The 20825-nt window shown below is 65.2% G+C and carries 18 protein-coding genes; 2 read left to right on the top strand and 16 right to left on the bottom strand.

Annotated elements, in window-relative coordinates:
• Positions 1-7 precede the first annotated feature (7 nt).
• From EB230_RS13350 to EB230_RS13395, 10 genes are all read right to left on the bottom strand, one after another.
• Positions 8-865 (bottom strand): sugar phosphate isomerase/epimerase family protein, encoded by an 858-nt coding sequence (locus EB230_RS13350; protein ID WP_172372622.1) that lies wholly within the window; start codon positions 863-865, stop codon positions 8-10.
• Positions 866-876: 11 nt separating this feature from the next.
• Positions 877-1674 (bottom strand): SDR family oxidoreductase, encoded by a 798-nt coding sequence (locus tag EB230_RS13355; protein WP_172372624.1) that lies wholly within the window; start codon positions 1672-1674, stop codon positions 877-879.
• Between the two features lie 66 nt (positions 1675-1740).
• On the bottom strand, positions 1741-2718 hold the full coding sequence (locus tag EB230_RS13360; protein WP_246738944.1) for a sugar ABC transporter substrate-binding protein: 978 nt from the start codon (positions 2716-2718) through the stop codon (positions 1741-1743).
• A 204-nt stretch (positions 2719-2922) separates the two neighbouring features.
• Positions 2923-3879, bottom strand: coding sequence for an ABC transporter permease (locus tag EB230_RS13365; protein ID WP_172372626.1), 957 nt, complete (start codon positions 3877-3879; stop codon positions 2923-2925).
• A gap of 29 nt (positions 3880-3908) precedes the next feature.
• Positions 3909-4874 (bottom strand): ABC transporter permease, encoded by a 966-nt coding sequence (locus tag EB230_RS13370; RefSeq protein WP_246738945.1) that lies wholly within the window; start codon positions 4872-4874, stop codon positions 3909-3911.
• Between the two features lie 35 nt (positions 4875-4909).
• Positions 4910-6421, bottom strand: a complete 1512-nt coding sequence (locus tag EB230_RS13375; protein WP_172372628.1) for a sugar ABC transporter ATP-binding protein — start codon at positions 6419-6421, stop codon at positions 4910-4912.
• Positions 6422-6604: 183 nt separating this feature from the next.
• Complete coding sequence (locus EB230_RS13380; protein ID WP_172372630.1) at positions 6605-7744, bottom strand: alpha-hydroxy acid oxidase; 1140 nt, start codon at positions 7742-7744, stop codon at positions 6605-6607.
• Between the two features lies 1 nt (position 7745).
• Positions 7746-8591: a Rossmann-like and DUF2520 domain-containing protein gene (locus tag EB230_RS13385; RefSeq protein ID WP_172372632.1), complete on the bottom strand. Its 846-nt coding sequence runs from the start codon at positions 8589-8591 to the stop codon at positions 7746-7748.
• A gap of 93 nt (positions 8592-8684) precedes the next feature.
• A complete protein-coding gene (locus EB230_RS13390; RefSeq protein WP_172372634.1) occupies positions 8685-9782 on the bottom strand; it encodes an isocitrate/isopropylmalate dehydrogenase family protein in 1098 nt (365 codons plus the stop codon).
• Between the two features lie 27 nt (positions 9783-9809).
• On the bottom strand, positions 9810-10553 hold the full coding sequence (locus EB230_RS13395; RefSeq protein ID WP_172372636.1) for a glucose 1-dehydrogenase: 744 nt from the start codon (positions 10551-10553) through the stop codon (positions 9810-9812).
• 142 nt (positions 10554-10695) lie between these two features.
• Between EB230_RS13395 and EB230_RS13400 the strand changes: the two genes are divergently transcribed.
• Positions 10696-12192 (top strand): aldehyde dehydrogenase family protein, encoded by a 1497-nt coding sequence (locus EB230_RS13400; RefSeq protein ID WP_056570817.1) that lies wholly within the window; start codon positions 10696-10698, stop codon positions 12190-12192.
• A gap of 171 nt (positions 12193-12363) precedes the next feature.
• Here EB230_RS13400 and EB230_RS13405 read toward each other — a convergent pair whose 3' ends face one another.
• The 6 genes from EB230_RS13405 to EB230_RS13430 form a co-directional block, all read right to left on the bottom strand.
• A complete protein-coding gene (locus tag EB230_RS13405) occupies positions 12364-13260 on the bottom strand; it encodes a LysR family transcriptional regulator (RefSeq protein WP_172372638.1) in 897 nt (298 codons plus the stop codon).
• 123 nt (positions 13261-13383) lie between these two features.
• A complete protein-coding gene (locus EB230_RS13410; RefSeq protein WP_172372640.1) occupies positions 13384-14880 on the bottom strand; it encodes a sugar ABC transporter ATP-binding protein in 1497 nt (498 codons plus the stop codon).
• Positions 14881-14883: 3 nt separating this feature from the next.
• Positions 14884-15978 carry a hypothetical protein gene (locus EB230_RS13415; protein WP_056570820.1) on the bottom strand — a complete coding sequence of 365 codons (1095 nt, stop codon included), beginning with the start codon at positions 15976-15978 and terminating at the stop codon, positions 14884-14886.
• Positions 15975-18092 (bottom strand): SMP-30/gluconolactonase/LRE family protein, encoded by a 2118-nt coding sequence (locus EB230_RS13420; protein ID WP_056570821.1) that lies wholly within the window; start codon positions 18090-18092, stop codon positions 15975-15977. The genes EB230_RS13415 and EB230_RS13420 overlap by 4 nt, the downstream gene beginning before the upstream one ends.
• A gap of 12 nt (positions 18093-18104) precedes the next feature.
• Positions 18105-19121 carry a sugar ABC transporter substrate-binding protein gene (locus EB230_RS13425; protein WP_056570822.1) on the bottom strand — a complete coding sequence of 339 codons (1017 nt, stop codon included), beginning with the start codon at positions 19119-19121 and terminating at the stop codon, positions 18105-18107.
• Positions 19122-19157: 36 nt separating this feature from the next.
• Positions 19158-20162 carry an ABC transporter permease gene (locus EB230_RS13430; protein WP_056572036.1) on the bottom strand — a complete coding sequence of 335 codons (1005 nt, stop codon included), beginning with the start codon at positions 20160-20162 and terminating at the stop codon, positions 19158-19160.
• A gap of 263 nt (positions 20163-20425) precedes the next feature.
• Here EB230_RS13430 and EB230_RS13435 point away from each other — a divergent pair, with 263 nt between their 5' ends.
• A complete protein-coding gene (locus EB230_RS13435) occupies positions 20426-20725 on the top strand; it encodes a hypothetical protein (RefSeq protein ID WP_056572038.1) in 300 nt (99 codons plus the stop codon).
• Positions 20726-20825 lie beyond the last annotated feature (100 nt).

Genomic DNA, 20825 nt, shown 5'->3' on the forward strand with positions numbered 1-20825 from the left:
TCCTCCCTTATGTCCCGGCGAACTGCGCCATGGTGGTTTCGAAAGAGCGCCGCGCCGCTTCCTCAAGCGGCAGGACGCGGTGTTTCCTGGAGATCACTTCGACCGAGTAGAAACCGTCGAAGCCGGTACGCTGGATCGCGTCGATGAAGGCCGGCGGATCGAGCACGCCTTCGCCGCAAAGCCGCCGCTGATAGATCGTGTCTTCCCAGAGCGTGCCGACGATATCGGCATCGGCGTCGTCCAGTTCGACGGAGACGACATAGTGTCGGGGCACCTTGGCCACCGCCTCATAGGGGATGCCGCCGCGGCTGATATGCCAGATGTCCAGCAGCAGGCCGCCATTGCGCTGGGCCGCGCTCTCGACAATGGCGCGTGCGGTTTCCAGCGTGCCGACATTGGAAAACGGCATCACCTCCAGGGCGATGCTGGTTCCGTAGCGCGCCGCATCCTGGCAGATCTCGGCGAAGCTGTCGGTCACATGCGCCAGGTCGATGGTCGTGGCGTCGAATTCCGGTGCGATCTTGACGTCGCGCGCGCCAAGCGCCTCGGCCGCCTCGAACAACTCTCTGCGCACCTTGTCGGAGGCAAGCTTCAGCTCGCCGCCGGAGAACCAGTGGGTGATGAATTCAAGCTCGACATGCGGCATGCCGTTGGCATCGAGAATGCGCCGCATTTCCTTGAGGCCGATCCGTTCGCGCGTGGCCTGGAGGTCGGCGTGGATGAGACCGACACCCTTGTAGCCGGCATTGGCGGCCGCCTCGACGCGTTGGGCAAAGGGGAAGGGGCTGATCTCGTTGGGCGCGAAGGGATAGACATCGCCCGCGATCGTCCAGTAGGCGGCAACGAGTTCCGTGCTCTTCATCATGGTTCGCCCCTTCAGACCGATGCGCCTTCGGACCCGGTCCGGAAGTCGAAGCTGGTCGTCAGGCCGCCATCGGCGACGATTTCGGCGCCGTTGAGCGCGGTCGAGGCGTCACAGAGCAGGAAAAGCGCCGCGCGGGCGACTTCGCCAGGATCGAGGATCCGGCCCGAAGGCTGGCGATTGGCGCGCGTGGCAAGGAAGCGGTCCGGGTCGGCGGCCGACTTCATATGCCGTTCGAACAGGCCGGCCAGCATGGGGCCGGGGCTCAGCACATTGGCGCGAATGCCCTGGCGGGCGTGGTCCATGGCCACGGTTCGCGTCAGCTGGCGAACAGCCCCCTTGGAGGCGGCGTAGATCGCGAGCTGCTGCTCGGCGAAGGTCGCGTCAATGCTGGCAACGGCGACGATCGGGCCGCCGCCGCGCGCGATCATCAGCGGCAGCAGTGCGCGGAAGGCAAGCGCCGTGCCGATGAAGTTGACGGACATGGTCTTTTCCATCGCCGCCTTGTCGAACTCCAGCACGGTGCCGACGTTCAGCATGGCGGCCGAGGTGACCAGTCCGAGCGTTCCCGGATCGATGGCGGTCACGGAGCGGGCGATGTCGCTCCAGGTCTCCTCGAGCGACACGTCGCCCCGGACATGCGTATAGAGCTCGCTGGAGAGTTCGGAAGGCGCCGGCGCGAGATCGACGCCGACGGTGCGCACACCGCTCGCGACCAGAAGATGGGCGATCTTGGTGCCCAGACCGGAAGCCGTGCCTGAAACCACGACGAGTTCAGGCAGAACATTGGTAAACAGTGGCTCCTCGGCCATGGGGTACTCCTCGGTTCCTAAGTCAGATTGGAAGGCGCGGCGGGAGGCCCGCCGCGCCCGAATGGATCAGCGCCCGATGGCGGCGTCGCAGTCGGAAATATTGGCCTTGGTGATGATCTCGTGCGGCAGGAAGATCTCCTTCTCGACCTTCTTGCCGTCGAGGAGATCGATCACCGCCTTGGCCGCGTATTTGCCGTCATCGATCGGCGATTGCAGCACGGTCGCGTATTGCGTGCCGTCCTTGATCTGGTTGACGCCTTCGATCGAGCAGTTGGACCCGACGAGCACGAGGCTGGCCGGATCGATGCCGGCGCGCTTGGCGGCCACGATCACGCCCGACATCATGTTGTCGGCCTGGGCGTAGACGCCCTTCACCTCGGGACCGACCTGGGTGAAGAGCGCGGCGGCGGCGTCGGTGGCCTTCGTCTGGTCCCAATTGCCGTTCTGCTTGCCGGCGACGACGATGCCCTTGGCCTTCTCGGCCAGCACCTCCTCGAGGCCCTTGGAGCGCGCGATCTGCGGCGGCGTTCCCGGCACGCCCTCGACGATGAAGATCTTGCCTTCCGTGCCGAACTTCTTCTCGGCGAAACCCTTGATCATGGCCTCGCCGGCGGACTGGCCGTTGCCGATATCGGAAGGGCCGGTGAAGACGTTCCAATAGTCCGCGTACTTGTCGTCGGGCTTCGAGTTGGTGACGACCAGCGGAATGCCGGCCTGTTTGATCTTGCGCAGCGAGGGCACGATGGCGCTCGCGTCCGCCGGCCACAGCACGATCGCGGCCGGGTTCTGGGCAAGCGCCTGGTCGACCTGCGATGCCTGCTCGGCGGCATCGAAGTTGGTGATCTTCACGTCGAGATCGATGCCGGCGGCGCTGGCGACTTCCTTGAAGGCGCGTTGGTGGAGGGCGCAGTATTCGCATTCCTCGCTCACCGTCAGCAGGATCACTTTCGATCCCTTGGCCCCGGCGAATGCCATGCCGGGCATGGCCAGTCCCGTGAGCACGCTGGCCATCAGCGCGAGTTTGGTCAATTTCGCGGTATTCATGTCGTCGTTCCTCCCGTTTCAGGTTGCACGTCACCCATCCCCGCCGCCCAACACGGCGCAGGCAGAACTGGGTTTCGTCGGTTACTTCCGCTAGAGCATGATGCCGAAAAGTGTGAAGCGGTTTTCGGACGACATCATGCTCTATCTCTTTGATTTAGAGGCGGATTCAGATTTCAGATCGGCATGATCTGAAATCATCCGACTCTAGGCGGAATGCCTGGCCCGCGATGCCGCGAACCGTTCACTCATCCATGCCCCCAACTGTCCGTCGAGCAGCACGATTCCCATCAGCACGAGCCCGTTCGCGAACAGGATTCCCGTCGCGCCCATGCCCATCAAACTCAGTCCGTTGTTCATCACCGTCAGGATCAGCGAGCCGATCAGCACATGCAGCGGCGAGCCGGCTCCGCCCGACAGGGCCACGCCGCCGACGATGGCCGCCGACACCGCCTGCAGCATGAGAGTGTTCCCGGTGGTCGCGGCCGCGCTGGCGAGGCTCATCGAGAGAAGGCTGCCTGCGAGGGCGGCGCAAAGGGCCGAGACGATGAAGACGATATAAAGCGACAGCCCGACCTTCGCCCCGCTCGCCGCCGCCACCAGCCGCTTGCTGCCGATGACGCGGATGTCGCGGCCCATCAGCGTGTGGCGCATGAACAGTCCGGCCAGGAGGAAGGCAGCCAGCGTGATCACGCCGCGCCAGGAAAGGACCGTCAGGATCGGGTTGTCGAGGGCAAAGCCCAGGTCGAAATTGTCGGTGCTGATCACCTTGCCGCCGGCAAGCCAGAAGGCAAACCCCGAAAGCGCCATCATCGAGCCGACGGTGACCACCAGCGAGGATACGTTGAAGCGGTTGACGACGAAGGCGTTGGCCGCGCCGATCACCACCGCGAAGGCCAATGCGACGCCCATGCCATGGAGGAGATTGCTTCCGCCCGCCACCAGCGTCAGCAGGCCGCCGACCGCGACCATGGAGCCGACGCTGAGGTCGAATTCACCGGCGATCATGGTGAGCGACAGGCCGAGCGCCACCAGGCCGAGCAGCGCGAATGACTGCGTCAGCGCGTAGATGTTGCGGCCGCTGATGAAGGCCGGGTTCCACAGCGCGAAGGCAACGATCAGGGCGATCAGGAGCGCGATGCGCAGCAAGGTGGCCGTGGACATGGGCTGTGACTTCCTTGGGGAGGCCATGGTCATTTCCTCCCGCCGAGCGCCATCGCGCCGAGAATGACCGAGGCGATCACGACCAGGCCTTTCACGATCAGCTGGATTTCCAGCGACAGGCCCTTGAGCAGCAGGATGTTGGTGATGATGGCCAGGAAAACCGCGCCGATGGCCGCGTCGAGGATGCGGCCCTGGCCGCCCTTGATCGCCACCCCGCCGACGAGCACGGCGGCGATGGCGTCGAAATCCAGCCCGGCACCGAGCTTGAGGTTGCCCTGCGCGGCCTGCGAGCCGTAGAGCGCACCGGCAAAGGCCGCGGCCGCCGCCGCCAGCACATAGGCGATCACCAGGGTTCGTCCGACGCGCAGGCCAGTGAAATGCGCGGCCTTCGGATTGAGCCCGATCAGGCGCAATTCGCGGCCGAAGCGGGTCCGCTCGACGATGAAGCTGAAGACGAGCGCCGCAAGCAGGAACAGCACGATCTGGTTGGGGATGCCGGCCGTGCGGCCGATGCCGAGCCAGCTCGCATCGCCTTGCCCGACAATGGTCAGGCCTCCCGAATAGAAGGAGCCGGCGCCGGTGATGATCGAAGCCATCGCAATGGTGGTGATGATCGGGTTTGTCTTGAAGACACCCACGGCAATGCCCTGGGCAAGTCCGAACAAGGCACCGACCAACACCACCACGACGATGCTCGGGAGGAGACCAAGATGAAGAAAGGAGGCAAACACGATCGTCGAAACGGCGGCCGTGGCGCCCATCGAAAGCATGAAGAGGTTGCCCGAGAGGGTGATGAACGCCATGCCCACTGCAGCGATGCCGACCGCCGATGTCGAATACATGATCGCCGAAATGTTGGCGCTCGACGCAAAGCCGGGCACCGCGGCACTGGCCCAGATGGCCAGAAGGATGGTGCCGATCCATACGGCCGTCGATTGCACACGCTCGGGGCTCAGCAATGCCGCGCCCACCGACTTCATCTCGAGAGCGGCCAAGCCGGAACCTCCGCTTCCTGTCCTTGTTTCGATGCTCATGCCGCCCTCGCCATGCCTGGTCCGCGCAGGACGTCACCCAGGATCGAGTCCATGGCGGTTTCCTCGACCGGCAGATCGTTGACGATCTCGCCGCGAAAAACGGTGATCACGCGCTGCGACAGTTCGCGGATTTCCTCGAGGTCGGTCGAGAAGAACAGGACGACCAGCCCCTGGCGCGCGAGCGCCTGGAGCTCGCGGTAGATCTCGGTCCGCGCCCCCACATCGACGCCGCGCGTCGGCTCGTTGAGAACCAGCACTTTCGGCTCCAGCGCGACGGACTTGGCAATGGCGACCTTCTGCTGGTTGCCGCCCGAAAGCGTCGACGCCGCCGACGGCAGCCGCCGGCCGTCGATCTGGAAACGGCGCGCAAGGTCCAGCGCCCGCTTGCGGGCCTCGCCGAGGGAAAGCACGCCGGCGCGGTTCAGGCGGTCGAGTATGGCGGATGTGAGGTTGACCTCGATCGGCGCGCCGAGGAACAGGCTCTTGCCGCCGCGATCCTCCGGGACATAGGCAATGCCGCGGGCCATCGTCGACGACAGCGAGGTGACGTCGATGGCGGTGCCATTCAGGAACACGGTGCCTTCGTGGCGGCTTTCCAACCCTGCCAGCGTCTCGATCAGTGCATTGGCGCCCGATCCAAGCTGGCCGATGACGCCGACGACTTCGCCGGCGCGGAAATCCAGCGTCACCGGCCGGTATTTTCCGGCCACCGCGAGCGCCTTGAGTTCAAGGACCTTGGCGGCCTGCTGGAGATCGGCACGGTCACGCACCGAATGGGCGGATTTTATCTCCCGGCCGATCATCTCGGCGACCAATTCCTCGTTGGTCCACTGCGCCGTCGGTTTGGTCAGAACCCGCTGGCCGTTGCGGAACACGGTGACGCGGTCGGTGAGCGCGAAGATCTCGGGCAGGCGATGGCTGATATAGATGACGGCGGTGCCGTTTTCGCGCAGCCAGCGGACCGTCTTGAAGACGCGCTGGATCTCGGCGTCGGAAAGGCTCGCGGTCGGCTCGTCCAAGATCAGGATGCGGGCGCCGCGCATGACGGCGCGGCAGATTTCGAGCAGCTGCTGTTCGGCGATCGCCAGGCAGCCGGCCTCGATATCGAGCCGCACCTCCGCCAGGCCGAGCTGGTCGAGGGTCTGGCGCGCGCGGGCGGCGTAGCGCTTGCGGATATAGAGCTGGCCGACATCGGGATCGCCCAGAAGAACGTTGTCCAGAACAGACAGATGCGGGATGATCGACAGTTCCTGGTAGACGACCGAGACCTGCCTGACGCTGGTCAGTTGCCCCGGCTTGAGCAGATTGCCATCAACGCGGATCTCTCCTTCGTCCGGGCTCATCAGCCCGGCGATCATCCGCACCAGCGTGCTCTTGCCGGCACCGTTCTCGCCGCACAGCGCATGGATCTCACCGGCTTCGAGATCGAAGTCGACGCCTTTCAGAGCCTGGACTCCTCCGAAGGATTTCCGCAGGCCTCTGACCGTCAGAACGGCTGGCGTCTCCATGATTTCCTCCCACAACCGTTTGAACGGCGTGAGGGCTACGCTACAGAATGACGGTGGTTGCGATGGCGGCAATTTTGTCCAGATTGGACTAACGAATTTGCAGTGCCGTCGATGTGCCGCGGGGCCTGGTCCAAGACGGCGGCGATCACGCCCACCAGTCCTGCCTGCCGACGCTAGGCCGTCTCACGCGATCAGGTCGGGACCGATCTGGCTGAACGCCGGCATGCCCGCGAGCCTCAGGCCGTTGGCGATGTCGTCCAGCAGGATGTCGAGCACCCTGGCCACGCCGGCTTCGCCGGCCGCCGCTCCAAACAGGGCGGCTCGGCCGATCGCCGCGGCGGCAGCGCCGCGCGCCCTGGCCTTGATCACGTCCATTCCGGTGCGGATTCCGGAATCGATCAGGATCGGAACCTCGGCGGCCACCGCCTGGCGGATGGCGGGCAGCGCATCGATGCTTGATATGGCGCTGTCGAGCTGGCGGCCGCCATGGTTGGAGACCCAGATGCCGTCGGCGCCGGCCGCCACCAGGCCTGCGGCATCGGCGGGGTGCAGGACGCCCTTTACCAGCAGCCGGCCCTTCCACCAGTCGCGGATCCGGCGGAAATCGTCCCAGTCGAAACCGGCGTGGAGATTGCCGCCGACACGCGCGGCGATGGTCAACCCGGCGCCGGTGTCGCCAAGATAGCCGCGAACGTTCTCGAACCGAGGCAGCCCGCCGCGCAGCAGGCGCAGCGACCAGCCCGGATGAAGCATGCCTTCCCAGAGATGGCGAGGCGAGGGGCGCAGCGGGATCGATATGCCGTTCCTGAGATCCTTTTCGCGTTTTCCCCCGGCCTGCAGGTCGACGGTCACCACCAGCGTCGAATAGCCGAATTCTTCCGCCCGCCGCACAAGCTCGCGGTTGAAGTCGAATTCCCTGAGCACATAGAGCTGAAACCAGAGCGGTCCCTGCACGGCCCTGGCCATGCGTTCGATGCTGGTCGTCGACATGGTGGACAGCGTGTAGGGAATGCCGCGCGCGGTCGCCGCCCTGGCGATGGCGGTGTCGGCCCGCGGCCAGACCAGCGCGCATGAGCCCATCGGGCTGATCACCAGTGGTGTGGTGAAGGTTTGCGACCATAGCGATGTGGTCAGGTCCGGCCGCGAAACGTCGGTCAACACGCGCGGCAGCAGCCGGATACGCTCGAAATCGGCGCGGTTGGCGCGGAGCGTCAATTCCTGTCCTGCCCCGCCATCGACGAATTCGAAGATCGACTTCGGCAGGCGGCGGCGGGCAAGGGTGCGGAAATCGTCGACTGAAACCTTGCGCGCGAGAGCGCCCATCTCAAACCCCGCCTGTTTCGAGCGTCGTGCCCGTCCGCTTGAGGCGCCCGGCAAGGAGGCTGAGCTCGGCATAGGCCTTGCCGGCGTCCGGATGCCAAGAGCGCACCGCCGCCTCCTGTTGTGCGACGATCGCGAGATCGCCGCGCGCCGCCGGTCCGGTCAGCGCCGCGGCCGGCCCCAGCCTTCCGACATTCTCGGCCGTGGCGGCAAGCAGGCGCGCGTTCAGCTGCCCGACGATTTCCTCTGGAACGCCGGCGCGCGCCCAGGCTTCCCGCGCCACCGCCTGCAGCACCACGGTGAAATTGTTCGAGAACACGGCGGCCGCGTGGTAGATCGCCTTGTGTTGCGAGCTGAGCGGAAACGGCTGGCCGCCAATGTCGCGTATCAGCGCATCGACAACCGTAACAGCCTCGGTATCGCCTTCCACGCCGCAAAGTGTCCCTTCGAACTGTCCGACAGCCCTTGCCGGATCGGCGAATGTCAGCACGGGATGGACGCTAGCCAGATGCCAGCCGAGGGCACGCAAGGGCTGCATCTCGGCCGCCGGCAGGAAGCCGCTGCAATGCACGGCGATGGAGGGCCGGTCCGGGGCCAGTTCCGCAAGCCGGGCCGCCACGTCCGCGATCCGCGTGTCCGACACGGTGAGCAACCAGAGATCGGCCGGTCGCATGTCGGCAAGCGCGGAAACGGCGGTTCCCGCGCCGATGAATTGAACCGCCCGGGAGGCAGCCTCCACGTCGCGGCCTGCAATGTCCTGAACCTCGTGCCCGCCGGCCAGGACGATCCGGCGCATGAGGGTCTGGCCCACCTTGCCGGGCCCAATCAGATTGATCTTGAGCTTCGTCATTTCAGCCTCATTCGACATTGGCCGAAGGCTATAGGATCGGCTTTGGCAAAGCAGGCGCAAACTTGTCCCGGCCAGCGGCTTTGGCGTGAGACCTCACGCCGCGGCCGCGAGCCGGTCGCAGACTGAATGGGTTATCTGGCGGGTGGACGCGCTGCCTTTCAGGTCGGCGCTGAGCAGGCCGCCGGCAAGGCAGGCTTCCGTCACGCTTCGAATGCGCCCGGCTGCCTGGTTGAGCTTCGCGTCGCCATGCTTGTGGCCGAGCCAGTCGAGCATGGAGGCGGCCGACAGGATGGTGCCATAGGGATTGGCGATGCCTTTGCCGGCAATGTCGGGCGCCGAGCCGTGTGCTGCCTGGAAGAAGCCGTTGGCGTCGCCGATCTCGGCCGAGGGCGCCATGCCCATGCCGCCGACGGTGGCGGCGGCAAGGTCGGACAGGATGTCGCCGAACATGTTCTCGCTGACGATGACATTGAAGTGGCCTGGCTTCAGCACGAGGTGCATGGCCATGGCGTCGACCAGCGCATATTCGGTCGCGATGTCGGGATAGTCCTTGGCCACTTCGTCGAAGACCGAGCGGAAAAAGGCATAGCTGCGCAGCACGTTGGCCTTGTCGCAGCAAGTCACCCGGCGCACGCCGTCGCGTGGCGCGCCGTCCGACTGGCGTGCCAGTTCGAAGGCCTTGCGGACGATACGTTCGATGCCGGTGCGGGTCTGCACCAGCGTATCGACCGCGACCTCGCCGCGCAGCAGCGCGCCCGAGCCGCGCGCGGCGTAGAGCCCTTCGCTGTTCTCGCGCAGGATGATGTAGTCGATGTCGCCGGCCTTGACGCCGCGCAAGGGGCTCTCAACACCCTCGAAGAGCCTGATGGGGCGGATGTTGGCGTAGAGGTCGAGCTCGAAGCGCAGCTTGAGCGTGAAATCCAGCCCCGCTTCGGTGCCGTCGGGATGGACGACGCCAGGCAGGCCGCCCGCGCCATGCAGGATGGCGTCCGCCGCCCGGCAGGCCTGGAAGGTCGGTTCGGGAAAGCTCTGGCCGGTCTTCAGGAAGTGCTCGGCGCCGGCCGGATATTCGCTGAAGCGCAGCGGGCTGTCAGGCCCGAGCGCGGCCTTCACCACCTCGATCGTGGCGGCGCAGACTTCCGGGCCGATGCCGTCGCCATGCACCACGGCGATTTCGTAGATATCCTTCATCGCCAAAACCTCATGGACAACAGTTTCTCAGATGCACTTGCCGCCATCGACGTTGAGGTCGACGCCGGTGATCATGCTGGCCTCGTCCGAGCACAGGAAGGCGGCGGCGTTGCCCATGTCCTGGGGCGTCGACAGCCGGCCTATCGGGATGGTGGCGACGACGCGGGCGCGGTTCTCCTCGCCTGAGCCGATGAAGGTCGACAGCAGCGGCGTGTCGCCGGCGACCGGATTGATGGCGTTGACGCGGATGCCGAAGGGGGCGAGTTCCACCGCCATGGCCCGGGTCGCGGCGATCGCCCAGCCCTTGGAGGCGTTGTACCAGGTGAGGTTCGGGCGCGGCGAGACGCCGCCTGTGGAGGCGACGTTGAGGATCGCGCCCGACTTGATGGATTTGAAATGCGGCACCACGGCGCGCGAGCCATTGTAGATCGAGCGCATGTTGACGTTGGCGATCCTGTCGAACAGGCCCTCGTCCATCGTCTCCAGCGGCAAGGGCGGCTGGGCGACGCCGGCATTGTTGACCAGAATGTCAAGGCCGCCAAAGGCCGACCGGGCGAGATCGGCGGCCGCCTCGAAGCTTTCCAGTGTCGAGACGTCACCGGTGATCGGCCGCACCTTTTCGCCGATCTCGCTGGCGACCCTGGCCGCTGCCGCCTCATCACGGTCCATCAGCACGACCAGGGCGCCCTCGGCGACGAATTTCCTGACGATGCCTTCGCCAAATCCCGAACCGCCACCGGTGACGATGGCGACCTTGCCAGCAAGTCTCATATCTGTTCCTCCGTTGCCGGCACCATCGGGGAAGTCGCCGTGATTGCACAGTCCGATTATCTGAACGCCCTTTTAGCTTTCCTTGTTTGAGGTCCCCGGCAGCGGGAGTAATAGTCGCCACGGAATTCGTGAGGAGGACGCGATGACGCTGAATTTCGACCCGAGGGCGAAGGCCACGACGCTCTACCATGGCGAATTCCGGCCGATGTTCATCGGCGGCAAGTGGGTCGCGGCGCAGTCCGGCCAGGAAATGCAGGCGCTCAACCCGGCAACGGGCGAGGTGCTGGCGACGGTGCCGCGCGGCGGCGCGGCCGACATCGATGCCGCGGTCAAGGCGGCACGCGCGGCGTTCGAAGGACCTTGGTCAAAATTCTCGCCCTACGAGCGGCAGTGCGTGCTGCTGCGCATCGCCGATCTGTTCGAGACGCATTGGGAAGAGCTCAGCGTTTCCGACACGCTCGACATGGGCCTGCCGATCACGCGCACGCTGGCCAACCGGCGCCGCGTCATCGGCATGCTGCGCTTCTATGCCGGCATGGCGACGGCGCTGCATGGCGAATCCATCGACAATTCGATCCCAGGCGAGATCGTCTCCTTCACAAGGCGCGAGCCGGTCGGCGTCGTCGGGGCGATCATTCCCTGGAACGCGCCGACCGCCGCCTCGATCTGGAAGATCGCGCCGGCGCTCGCCACCGGCTGCACCATCGTGCTGAAGCCTTCCGAGGATGCGTCGCTGACGCCGTTGCTGATCGCCAGGCTGATGCAGGAAGCCGGCGTGCCCGACGGCGTCGTCAACATCGTCACCGGCACCGGGGCCGAGGCCGGCGCGCGGCTGGCCGAACATCCCGACGTCAACAAGATCGTCTTCACCGGCTCGACGCTGACCGGCCAAGCCATCGCGCGGGCAGGGGTCACCAATCTCAAGCGCGTGTCGCTGGAACTCGGCGGCAAGTCGCCGATCATCGTCTGCCGCGACGCCGACATCGACAAGGCCGTCCCGGTCGCGGCGATGGCGGTATTCGTGCATTCGGGCCAGATCTGCATCGCCGGCTCGCGGCTGTTCGTGGCGCGCGAGATCCATGACGAGTTCGTGCGCCGGGTGGCCGAGTTCGCCAGTAAATTGCGCATAGGCCACGGCATCGAGGCGGAGACCGAAATCGGGCCGCTGATCAATGCCAGGCAGGCCGGCAAGGTGGAGGGCTACATCAAGGCCGGCAGCGCCGAGGGCGCGGAACTGGTCGCCGGCGGCTCGCGGCTGACGGGCGAGCTCTACGATGGCGGCAATTTCATCGCGCCGACGGTCTTCGGCGCGGTGTCGGACAAGATGACCATCGCGCGCGAGGAGATTTTCGGGCCGGTCATTTCCGCGATGCCCTTCGACACGCTCGACGAAGCGGTCACGCGCGCCAATGCGACGCCCTATGGGCTGGCGGCCGGTATCTTCACCACCCATCTCGGCACCGCGCACAAGTTGGCGCGGCGCATCAAGGCCGGCTCGGTCTGGGTCAACATGTACCACGCCATCGATCCCGCCGTGCCGTTCGGCGGCATGAAGATGTCCGGCTACGGCCGCGAGGGCGGCATCGAGCACCTGCACGAGTATCTGGAGACGAAGGCAGTCTGGATCCAGACCGACTGACGGGGTGTGCCGGTATTCAGGTGAGGCCGGCCTGCAAATGGCTGATGCCTGCGCTTCCGGCGCTCACGTACGAAAAGTACGCTCCGCTCCGGTTCTCGGCATCAGCCATTTTCGACTCGGCCTGACCTGAATCTCGACACACCCCTGGCGTGCGCGCTGGGTGGGCGGTGCTCAGTGTGCCAGTTCGCGCAGATTGGTGCGGATGAGGTTCATCAGCTGTTCGGAAAAGGAGTGGTGCACGTAGCCCCGCGCCGTGATGATGCCGACGGAGCGGTGGGCGTCGCGGTGGTCGATCGGCACGACGCGCATGCGCTCGTCATTGCGCGAGATGGCGATGCCGGGCACGACGCAGACACCCAACCCTGAGGAGGCGAGCGCCACCGCGGTCTGCGCGCTCTCGACCTCGTATTGCGGCTTGAGCTCGATGCCTTCGGCCGCCGTCAGCCGGTCGACGAGGCCGCGCACCGCCGTCTTGCGGTTGAGCAGGATCAAGGGATAGCGCAGCAGGTCGGAGAGCAGCAGCTTCTTCTCGCCGCCGTATATTTCGGTGGGAATGCAGGCCATCAGCGGATCGTCGAGGATGGATTCGAACTGGAAGTCGGTCAGGTTCGGCAGTTCGGGGCCGATGTAGAACTCGACCTCCTGCTGCTGCAAAAGGCCAAGGGCCGCCTGCGGCGGGGTCTCGATGACCTCGACGACCGAGCCGGGATAGCGCAGCTTGAAGGTGGCCAATATGTCGCCCAGCCGGCTCGCGGCAAGCGTCGGGGCACAGGCGATCTGCACCTTGCCCTTGCGCCGCGCGGCGATCTCGGTCAGCCGGTCGAGGCTGGTCTGCACCTGCGACATCGCATTGGCGATCTCCTCGAACAGGACCTGGCCCTCCGGCGTCAGGCTGGCGCGCTGCGCGGTGCGGATGAAGAGCGAGATGCCGATCTGCTCCTCGAGGTCGCGGATCTGCATGGAGACCGCCGATGGCGAGCGGTTGCTCTCTTCGGCGGCACGACGGAAGCTGCCGTTTTCGGCGGCTAGCAGGAACGTCTGCAGAAGTTTGAGGTTGATGCTCGACATGTCCGCTCGGGCAGGTGATCTGACCTCCTGACCTATTCAGACGCGGAACCGATTGCAAGGCAATAGGGCTGGCCAGGCATTGGTCCTGGCTTAGCCAGCGAACCTTTTTCCTCTTGGCGGCGCTCAGTGCACGGCGGCGAACATGACGCGTTCCTCGGTCGCTTCCGACAGCATCATCTCCTCGACCACACGGCCGCGCTTGACGACCAGGATGCGGTCGGAAACGGCAAGGATTTCAGGCAGATAGGAAGAGATGACGACTACGGCCATGCCCTGGTCGGCGAGATCGCTGATGAGCTGGTGGATCTCGACGATGGCGCCGACGTCGACGCCGCGCGTCGGCTCGTCGAAGATCACCAGTTTCGGCTTCTGGATCAGCGACTTGGCGATCACGACCTTTTGCTGATTGCCGCCGGAAAGTTCGATCATCCGGGCGCGGTCGCTGGTCTGCCGCAGGCTGAGCCGCTCGCCCCATTCGCGGGCAAGCTGCCTGGCGCGCGCCAGCGACACCATCGAGACCGGGTTGGCGCCTTCGGTGAGTTCACCGATCTGCAGGTTCTCGCCGGCCGTCATGGTCTCGAAGAAGCCGTCGAGCTTGCGGTCCTCTGTGACATAGACGATGCCGTCGCGTACCGCCGGCCTCGGTACGCGGTAGCGCACCGACTTGCCAAGCAGGCGGATTTCGCCGCCGTGGAAGATGTTGCGCTTCAACAGGCCGGCAACGACCTTGGCCATTTCCGTGCGGCCGGCGCCGACGAGGCCGAACATGCCGGTAACCTGGCCCGAAAAGACCGAGAAGGACGAGTTACGCACCAGGCCGGCACAGGACAGGTTCTCCACCGAAAGTACCTTGTCGCCATAGGGCCGCGCCGCGCGCTTGACCTCGCCATGCAGCGTTTCGGTCAGGGTGCGGCCGACCATCGCCTGCACGATGGTGGCGCGCGTGAAGCCCTTGGCGTCTCCGGAAGCGACGATCTCGCCGTCGCGCATGACGGTGATGCGGTCGGCGACTTCAAGCGCCTCTTCCAGCGCGTGGCTGATGAAGATGATGGCGATGCCTTCCTTGACCAGGCGCTGCAGCAGGTTGAAGAAGTGGCTCTTCTCCTCAGGCGTCAGCGTCGCGGTCGGTTCGTCGAAGATGATGACGCGAGCCTTGTGGTGGACGGCGCGCGCGATCTCCACCATCTGCTTGTGCGCCGCGCCCAGCGTGCTGACCTGCGCGGTCGGGTCGACCTGAAAGCCCATGCCGGCGAGGAATTGCCGGGCCTGGATGTAGAGGCCGCGCAGCCGGTTGAACATCTTCTCCTCGCCGAGATAGAGGTTCTGCGCAACTGTCATGGCCGGCACCAGATTGGTCTCCTGGAACACCATGGCGATGCCGGCGCGCAACGCTTCGGCGGGCGTGGCGAAGGACACGTCCTTGCCGTCGAAGGTCATCTTGCCCTCGGTCAGCTTGAACACGCCCGCCATGACCTTGGTCAGCGTCGACTTGCCGGCGCCGTTTTCGCCGAGCAGCGCGTGGATCTCGCCCTTGCGCAGGTCGAAGTTCACGTTCTTGAAGGCGGGGATGCGCGAGAAGGCCTTGGTGGCGTCCCTGAGCTCGATGATGTTATCCGACATCGCTTAACCCCGCTTGCCGCCGGCGGCGCCTGCCACGCGCACCACCCTCGAGCCGCCGCGCGAGGCGACCAGCAGGTCGTCACCCGCCTCGCAGGCGCTCACGGTGCCGTGCACCGTGCCGTCGGCGCGCGAATGGAAACTCGACAGCGGCTTCATGTTCTGGTCGCAGTGCACCACCAGCCCGTAGGATCGGGTGACCGCGTAAGGCTTCAGCACATTCATCTGCTTGAGCTGGCTGCCCTGCATCGGTTCACGGTAGTCGCGCCATGAACTCAGCGACGGCGCCATCCAATAGGCTTCGGGGACCTCGGCCAGCATGCGTTTGCGGTAGGCCTCCTCGCGCAGGATGAACTCCACCAGCTGGTTGCGGACGGAGTAGAAGGTCAGCCAGTAGCCGGCATTGAAGGCGGGCGCGATGCGCGCGGGATAGGCCGGAAGGTGTTCCAGAACCGGCATTGTCGCCTTGGTGGCAAGGTCGATGGCCAGCACGCGATGGCGCCAGGCTTCGGTGACGTAAATGCGGTTCGAGCCGGTGGTGGCGATGCCGGCCGGCCAGGCGAGGCCGTCACGGATCAGTTCCAGCCGGCCGCTCTTCAGGTCAAGACGCCAGAGCGAACCGGAAGCGTTCTTCTGCATCAGGTCGCGGCGCCAGCCGGCCGCGGGTACCGACGCCGAGCCATTGGCGATCAGCAGGCTATTGCTGTCGAGGAAGGTGAGGGCGGTGATGCAGGAGAGCCGCCGCGCTTCGTCGCCTGTTGCCTCGCGCCCGTCATGCAGGCCGCCACGAATGACGACACCCTTGCCGTCGATCGCCAGCGCGGTCATGCCGCGGGCATGGGCAAGTGCCGTGATCTCACCGGGGAGTTCCCGCAGCACCTCCGCATGGCCGTCGGCCCCAAAGCGCACCAGCGAGGCGGCACTGGTCGCCAGCACGCCCTTGTCGGTGCGCACGAGATTGTCAGCCTCGGCGAGGCTGGCGAAGGTCTCGGCTTCCTCGAGGCCCTGGTTGGGCAGCAAGGGGCCGTCAAGCGTCGGCACCGTCACCGCCCAGTCGCCACGGCCGAGAAAACGGTCGAAAAGCTGGCTCACGGCGCTCATGCCTTTTTACCCCAGTAGGAATCCGAGCTGAACCAGTTGGGATCGACGCCCTTGAGCGGCAGCGTGCCCATGCGGTTGTTGAAGATGCCGCAGAGATAGAGCACGCCCTTGTGCTCGCGCATCGAGGTGATCATCGGATGCTTCTCGCCGGCGCGGTCCCAGAGGCTTTCGAGAATCTGGCCCTTTTCGTCGAAACGCAGCACGCAGCCGGTGTTGAGGTTGGGCATCAGCCAGGCATCTTCCGAGACGCGCCGCGCCATGCGGCGGCGGAAGCCCGGCATTTCCAGCGACAGGTCGAGCGCCGGCGTGCGCATCCCCATCAGGGCCAGCCAGTAGGTGCCGTCCGAAGCCCTGTTGATGTTGTCGGGATAGCCGGGCAGGCCCTCGATGACACGCTCGACCTTGCCCTTCTTCGGGCCGTCGAAATAGTAGCGGCTGATGCGGCAGGCCCAGCTTTCGGCGAACAGCACGGACTGGCCGTCGAAGGCCGTGCAGATGCCGTTGGGGAAGACCAGGTTCGACAGCAGCGTGCGGGTCGAGCCGGATTTCGGATCGTGGACGATGATGCGCCCGTTGCCGCGGCTTTCCAGCGCATCGGCGTACCAGTCATGCATCTCGAAGCGCACGGTGGCCTCAGAGAAGACGATGCGGCCATCGGGCAGGATGTCGCAGTCGTCGGCGAGCTTCATGGTCGAGTCGTCGACGACCGATGTCAGCGAGCGGTTGGTCTCGGCCGTCAGCAGCTTCACATCGCCATTCGGAGCGACCCGGTAGAGGCCCATGCCGGCGACGCAGATGACCAGATTGTCGTCGCGGTCGAAGGCCATGCCGAGCGGCGAACCGCCGATATGGGCGAACACTTCGCTCTCGGTGTAATGCGGCGGCTTGAAGCGCAGTATGTCGCCCTGGCGGGTGCCGGTGTAGAGCCGGTCCTGGCGGTCGAAGATGACATCCTCCGCGCCGTCGAGGACGCCAAGGCCGATGACGCCGACATCCTTCAGCCTGTCGTTCACCGCTATCGGCGTGCCCGGCGCGGTGGAGATCGGCTCGCGCATCTTGGCGAAGGTCGGCGAGATGTAGACGCTGCGCAGGATCTTGTGACGGTTCTTCACCCAGCGGACGTCGAGCAGGACCGAGAACAGCAGCACGAGACCGAGGATCAGGTAGTTGACCGGGCCGGACACGGCCAGGGCGAGCAGGCTGTTCGACAGGACGAGCACGAAGATCGTCCCCATCAATGCCTTGGCCACCGAGCCGCGCCCGCCGCCAAGCGAGATGCCGCCGAGCACCGTCGCGGTCAGCACCTGCAGTTCGAGCCCGGTGCCGATATCGGAAGCGGCACTGCCGATGCGGGCCGAGAAGAAGAAGCCGGAGAGCGCGACCAGCACCGAGCACAGCACGTACGCGCTGAACAAGGTGAAGCGCACATTGATGCCGGCATTGTAGGCGGAACGGCGCGCGCCGCCGACCGCGAACAGCCGCCAGCCATAGCGGGCGCGCGACAGGACGAGATGGATCACCAGCGCGATGACCACGAAGACGACGAAGGAGGTCGGCACGCCCCAGATCGTGCCGAAGCCGAGAAAATCATAGATCGGCGAATCCGGCCCGCTGGTGACGATCGGCGTCGAGACCCGCGGGAAGATGACGTCGAAGGTCGAGCGGTAGATGATGAGCGTCACCAGCGTGGTCAGGAATGCCCGCATGCGCAGGAAGCCTACCAGGAAGCCGTTGATGGCGCCGCAGACGATGCCCAGCCCGAGGCAGGCCAGCAGGCCGGTGCCGAAACTCCATTGCCCGACATTCATGCCGTAGAGCGTCACCAGCACGGCCAGAGCGAAGGTCGAGCCGACCGACAGGTCGATGCCGCCCGAGACCATGACGATGGTCATGCCGAGCACGACCAGGCCGAGCTCGGCGGTCTGGCCGCTGAGATTGGTCAGCGTCGCGACGCTCCAGAAGCCCGGCACGATCGAGCCGAAGATCGCGCACAGAATGACCAGCGCCGTGAAGGGGATGACGCTGTCGATCCACTTCTTGGTCAGGATCTCCCCGACCACGTGGTCGGGGAGCAGGCGGTAGCGCCAGCGCACAAGGCTTTCGGCCATGCTCATCAGGACAGTCCGTTACTTGAGCTCGTCCAGCTTCCAGCAGTTCCTGCCGGTGGCATTGGTCTTGTCGACACGGGTGATCGGACCGAAGAAGATGGTCTTCTCGCTGCCCGCCTGCCGCTCGGGATGCTGCAGCAATTCCGAAATCTGCTGCGCGGCGATCTCCGCCTGGATGGGCGAGTTGAAGTTGAAGATCACATCGAGCAGGCCGTTCTTGATGCTCTCGCAGCCGGTGGCGCTGCCCGCGCCATTGGTGACGATGGTCACCTGGTCCTGCTTGCCGGCGGCCGCGACAGCGGCACCGGCGCCGACTTCGGCGTTGTCCCAGATGCCCATGATACCGCACAGGTCCGGATGCTGCTGCAGGACCGTCTCGGTGATCTGGCGGGCCTTTTCGCTCATGTAGTCGGCCGGCTGGTCGGAGACGAGCTGCAGTTCGGGATTGGCCTTCAGCACCTCATCGATGCCGGTGCGCATGTAGATGTTGGCCGCACCCGTCTGCACGCCGGCAAGCCAGACCACCTTGTGCGAGACGGCATTCGGCCCGGTGCAGTGCTTGGCCAGTTCGCCCATTTCGAGGCGGCCCATCTCGATCCAGTCATTGCCGACATAGGAGTCGGTCTGGGTCGCCGACTGCATGTTGACCTGCAGCACCTTGATGCCGGCGGCCTGCGCCTGCTTCAGCAGGCGGGCATAGGTCTGCACGTCGGGGTTCTGCACGATGATCAGGTCCGGCTTCTCGGCGATGGCGCCCTGCATGGCGCGGATGCCGGCATTGGTGTCGCCGTTGGGGTCACGCACTTCGATGCTGAAGCCATAGCGGGCGGCATGGCGCTGCCACACCACCACCCAGGACTGGTTGAGGTCCATGCCTTGCGAGATCGGCACGAAGATCACCTTCTTGCCCTTGAGCGATTCCAGGTAGGGCGCACGCCCGACCTGGTCGGTTTCCTGCGCGGTGGTGACGTTCGCGGCGCTGAGCAGTGTCAGCGCCGTCAGGCCCGCGAACAGGCAGTTCTTGAACAACTTCATGGTTTCCTCCCTGATTGATGTTTCGGCTTGATGTTTTCAGATGTCGCCGCTTTGCGAGGTCTGCTCGTCACGCGGATTGATGATGGCGTCGATCGCCAGCGCACCCAGCAGGATCACGCTCTTGATCAGGTTCTGGCTGGTGTAGCTGAAGTTCAGGATGGTCATGCCATTGGTCAGGATGCCGACCAGGATGGTGCCGACGATGACGTTGCGCACACCGCCCTGGCCGCCGGAGAGGCCGATGCCGCCCAGCACCACGACCAAGAGCACGTCGTAGATCAGGCTGGAATTGTAGAGGCGCGTGTCGATGCCGGTGACAAGCCCCAGCATGATGATGCCGGCGGTAAAGGCGATGAGCGCGCTCAGCACATATTGCGTCACGATGATCGGGCGCGTCGGGAGGCCGGTGGTGCGGGCCGCGTTCGGATTGTCGCCGGTGGCGTAGACCAGCCGTCCAAAGCGGGTCTTGCGCAGGAAGAAGCCCATCAGCGCCGCCACCGCCGCGAAGATGACCACGACCATCGGGATGCCGAGGATGGTGCCGCTGCCGATGAATTTCAGCCAGGCGATGTTTGATGGCGCATAGAGCACGTCAGAGGCAAAGACGATGCGGCCCGAGCCATAGACCGAGGAGGCGATGGCCAGCGTGGCGAAGATCGGCGGGATTTCGGCAATCGCCACCATGATGCCGGTGAACAGGCCGATGGCCGCCGCAAGAAGGGCGCCGCAGACCACGGCCAGCGTGAAGTCCACGCCCCAGGTGGAAATCCAGATGCTGAAGGCGACGCCGACCACCATCACCGCCACCATGGTGAGATCAATGCCGCGGCCGACGACGATGAAGCCCATGCCGACCGCCAGCGTGCCGAGGATCGAGACGTTCTTGAGGATGGCAATGATGTTGCCCTGGGTCAGGAAATTGTTGAGCGTCGCGGAGAAGACGAGGAAGAGGATGACCGAGATCGCGACGACGACGAGCTCCTGGGACATCTTGATGCCCATGCGCGCGCCGTCGGATTTGCCCGAACCAGCCAATTTCATTCCTCCCTCGCTGCCAGCCTCAAGCGGCAGCTTGCCCGAGCGGCGTTGCCGCTCCGGCGTTTCCTCCACAGCCCTGAGCCGGCTGCCTCCCTGAAGACCATTGCGGCTCGGGGCGGAAGGGGCAATTTCGATTTTCTGATGCGCTGTGCAGTTCGCTCCGGCGGACGGCAAATCGCGGGACAGGTAAACCGCTGCCTGGTAACCTTTGTTCGGCTGGTGATTTTGCCTATATAGGAATGCAAATGGCCAGAAGGGTGTTGCCGATGACGACGAAACGCTTTGCGATCTGCGCTCTTGCCCTGGCGATGGCCTGTGGCGTGTCCGCGCCGGCATTTGCCGGAGCCAAACATCGCCACCACCACACCCAGAGCCAATACTACAGCCAGGCTGGGTCCGAACGCTACGTTCCCGCCGATGACGATCTCATCGGCTTCCTGTTCGGTGGCCCGCGCTATTACGACCGGCAGCTTTTCACGACCGCCGCCGGCGCCTGCTCCTACGACAGGGTGAGCCCGGACGCGAACGCGACGAACAAGATCAACGACCATCACTGCGGGAAATGAAGGCCGGAGAGGTTCAGGCTGCTCCCCATCCCGCAAAGCGGTCGGGGCGCAGCCATTCCTGGCCTGGATTACCGTCGCCGGAAAGCACGGCATCGACCAG

Origin of the sequence: Mesorhizobium sp. NZP2234 (assembly GCF_013170765.1) — a bacterium.
In the GTDB taxonomy this organism is placed as follows: domain Bacteria; phylum Pseudomonadota; class Alphaproteobacteria; order Rhizobiales; family Rhizobiaceae; genus Mesorhizobium; species Mesorhizobium loti_D.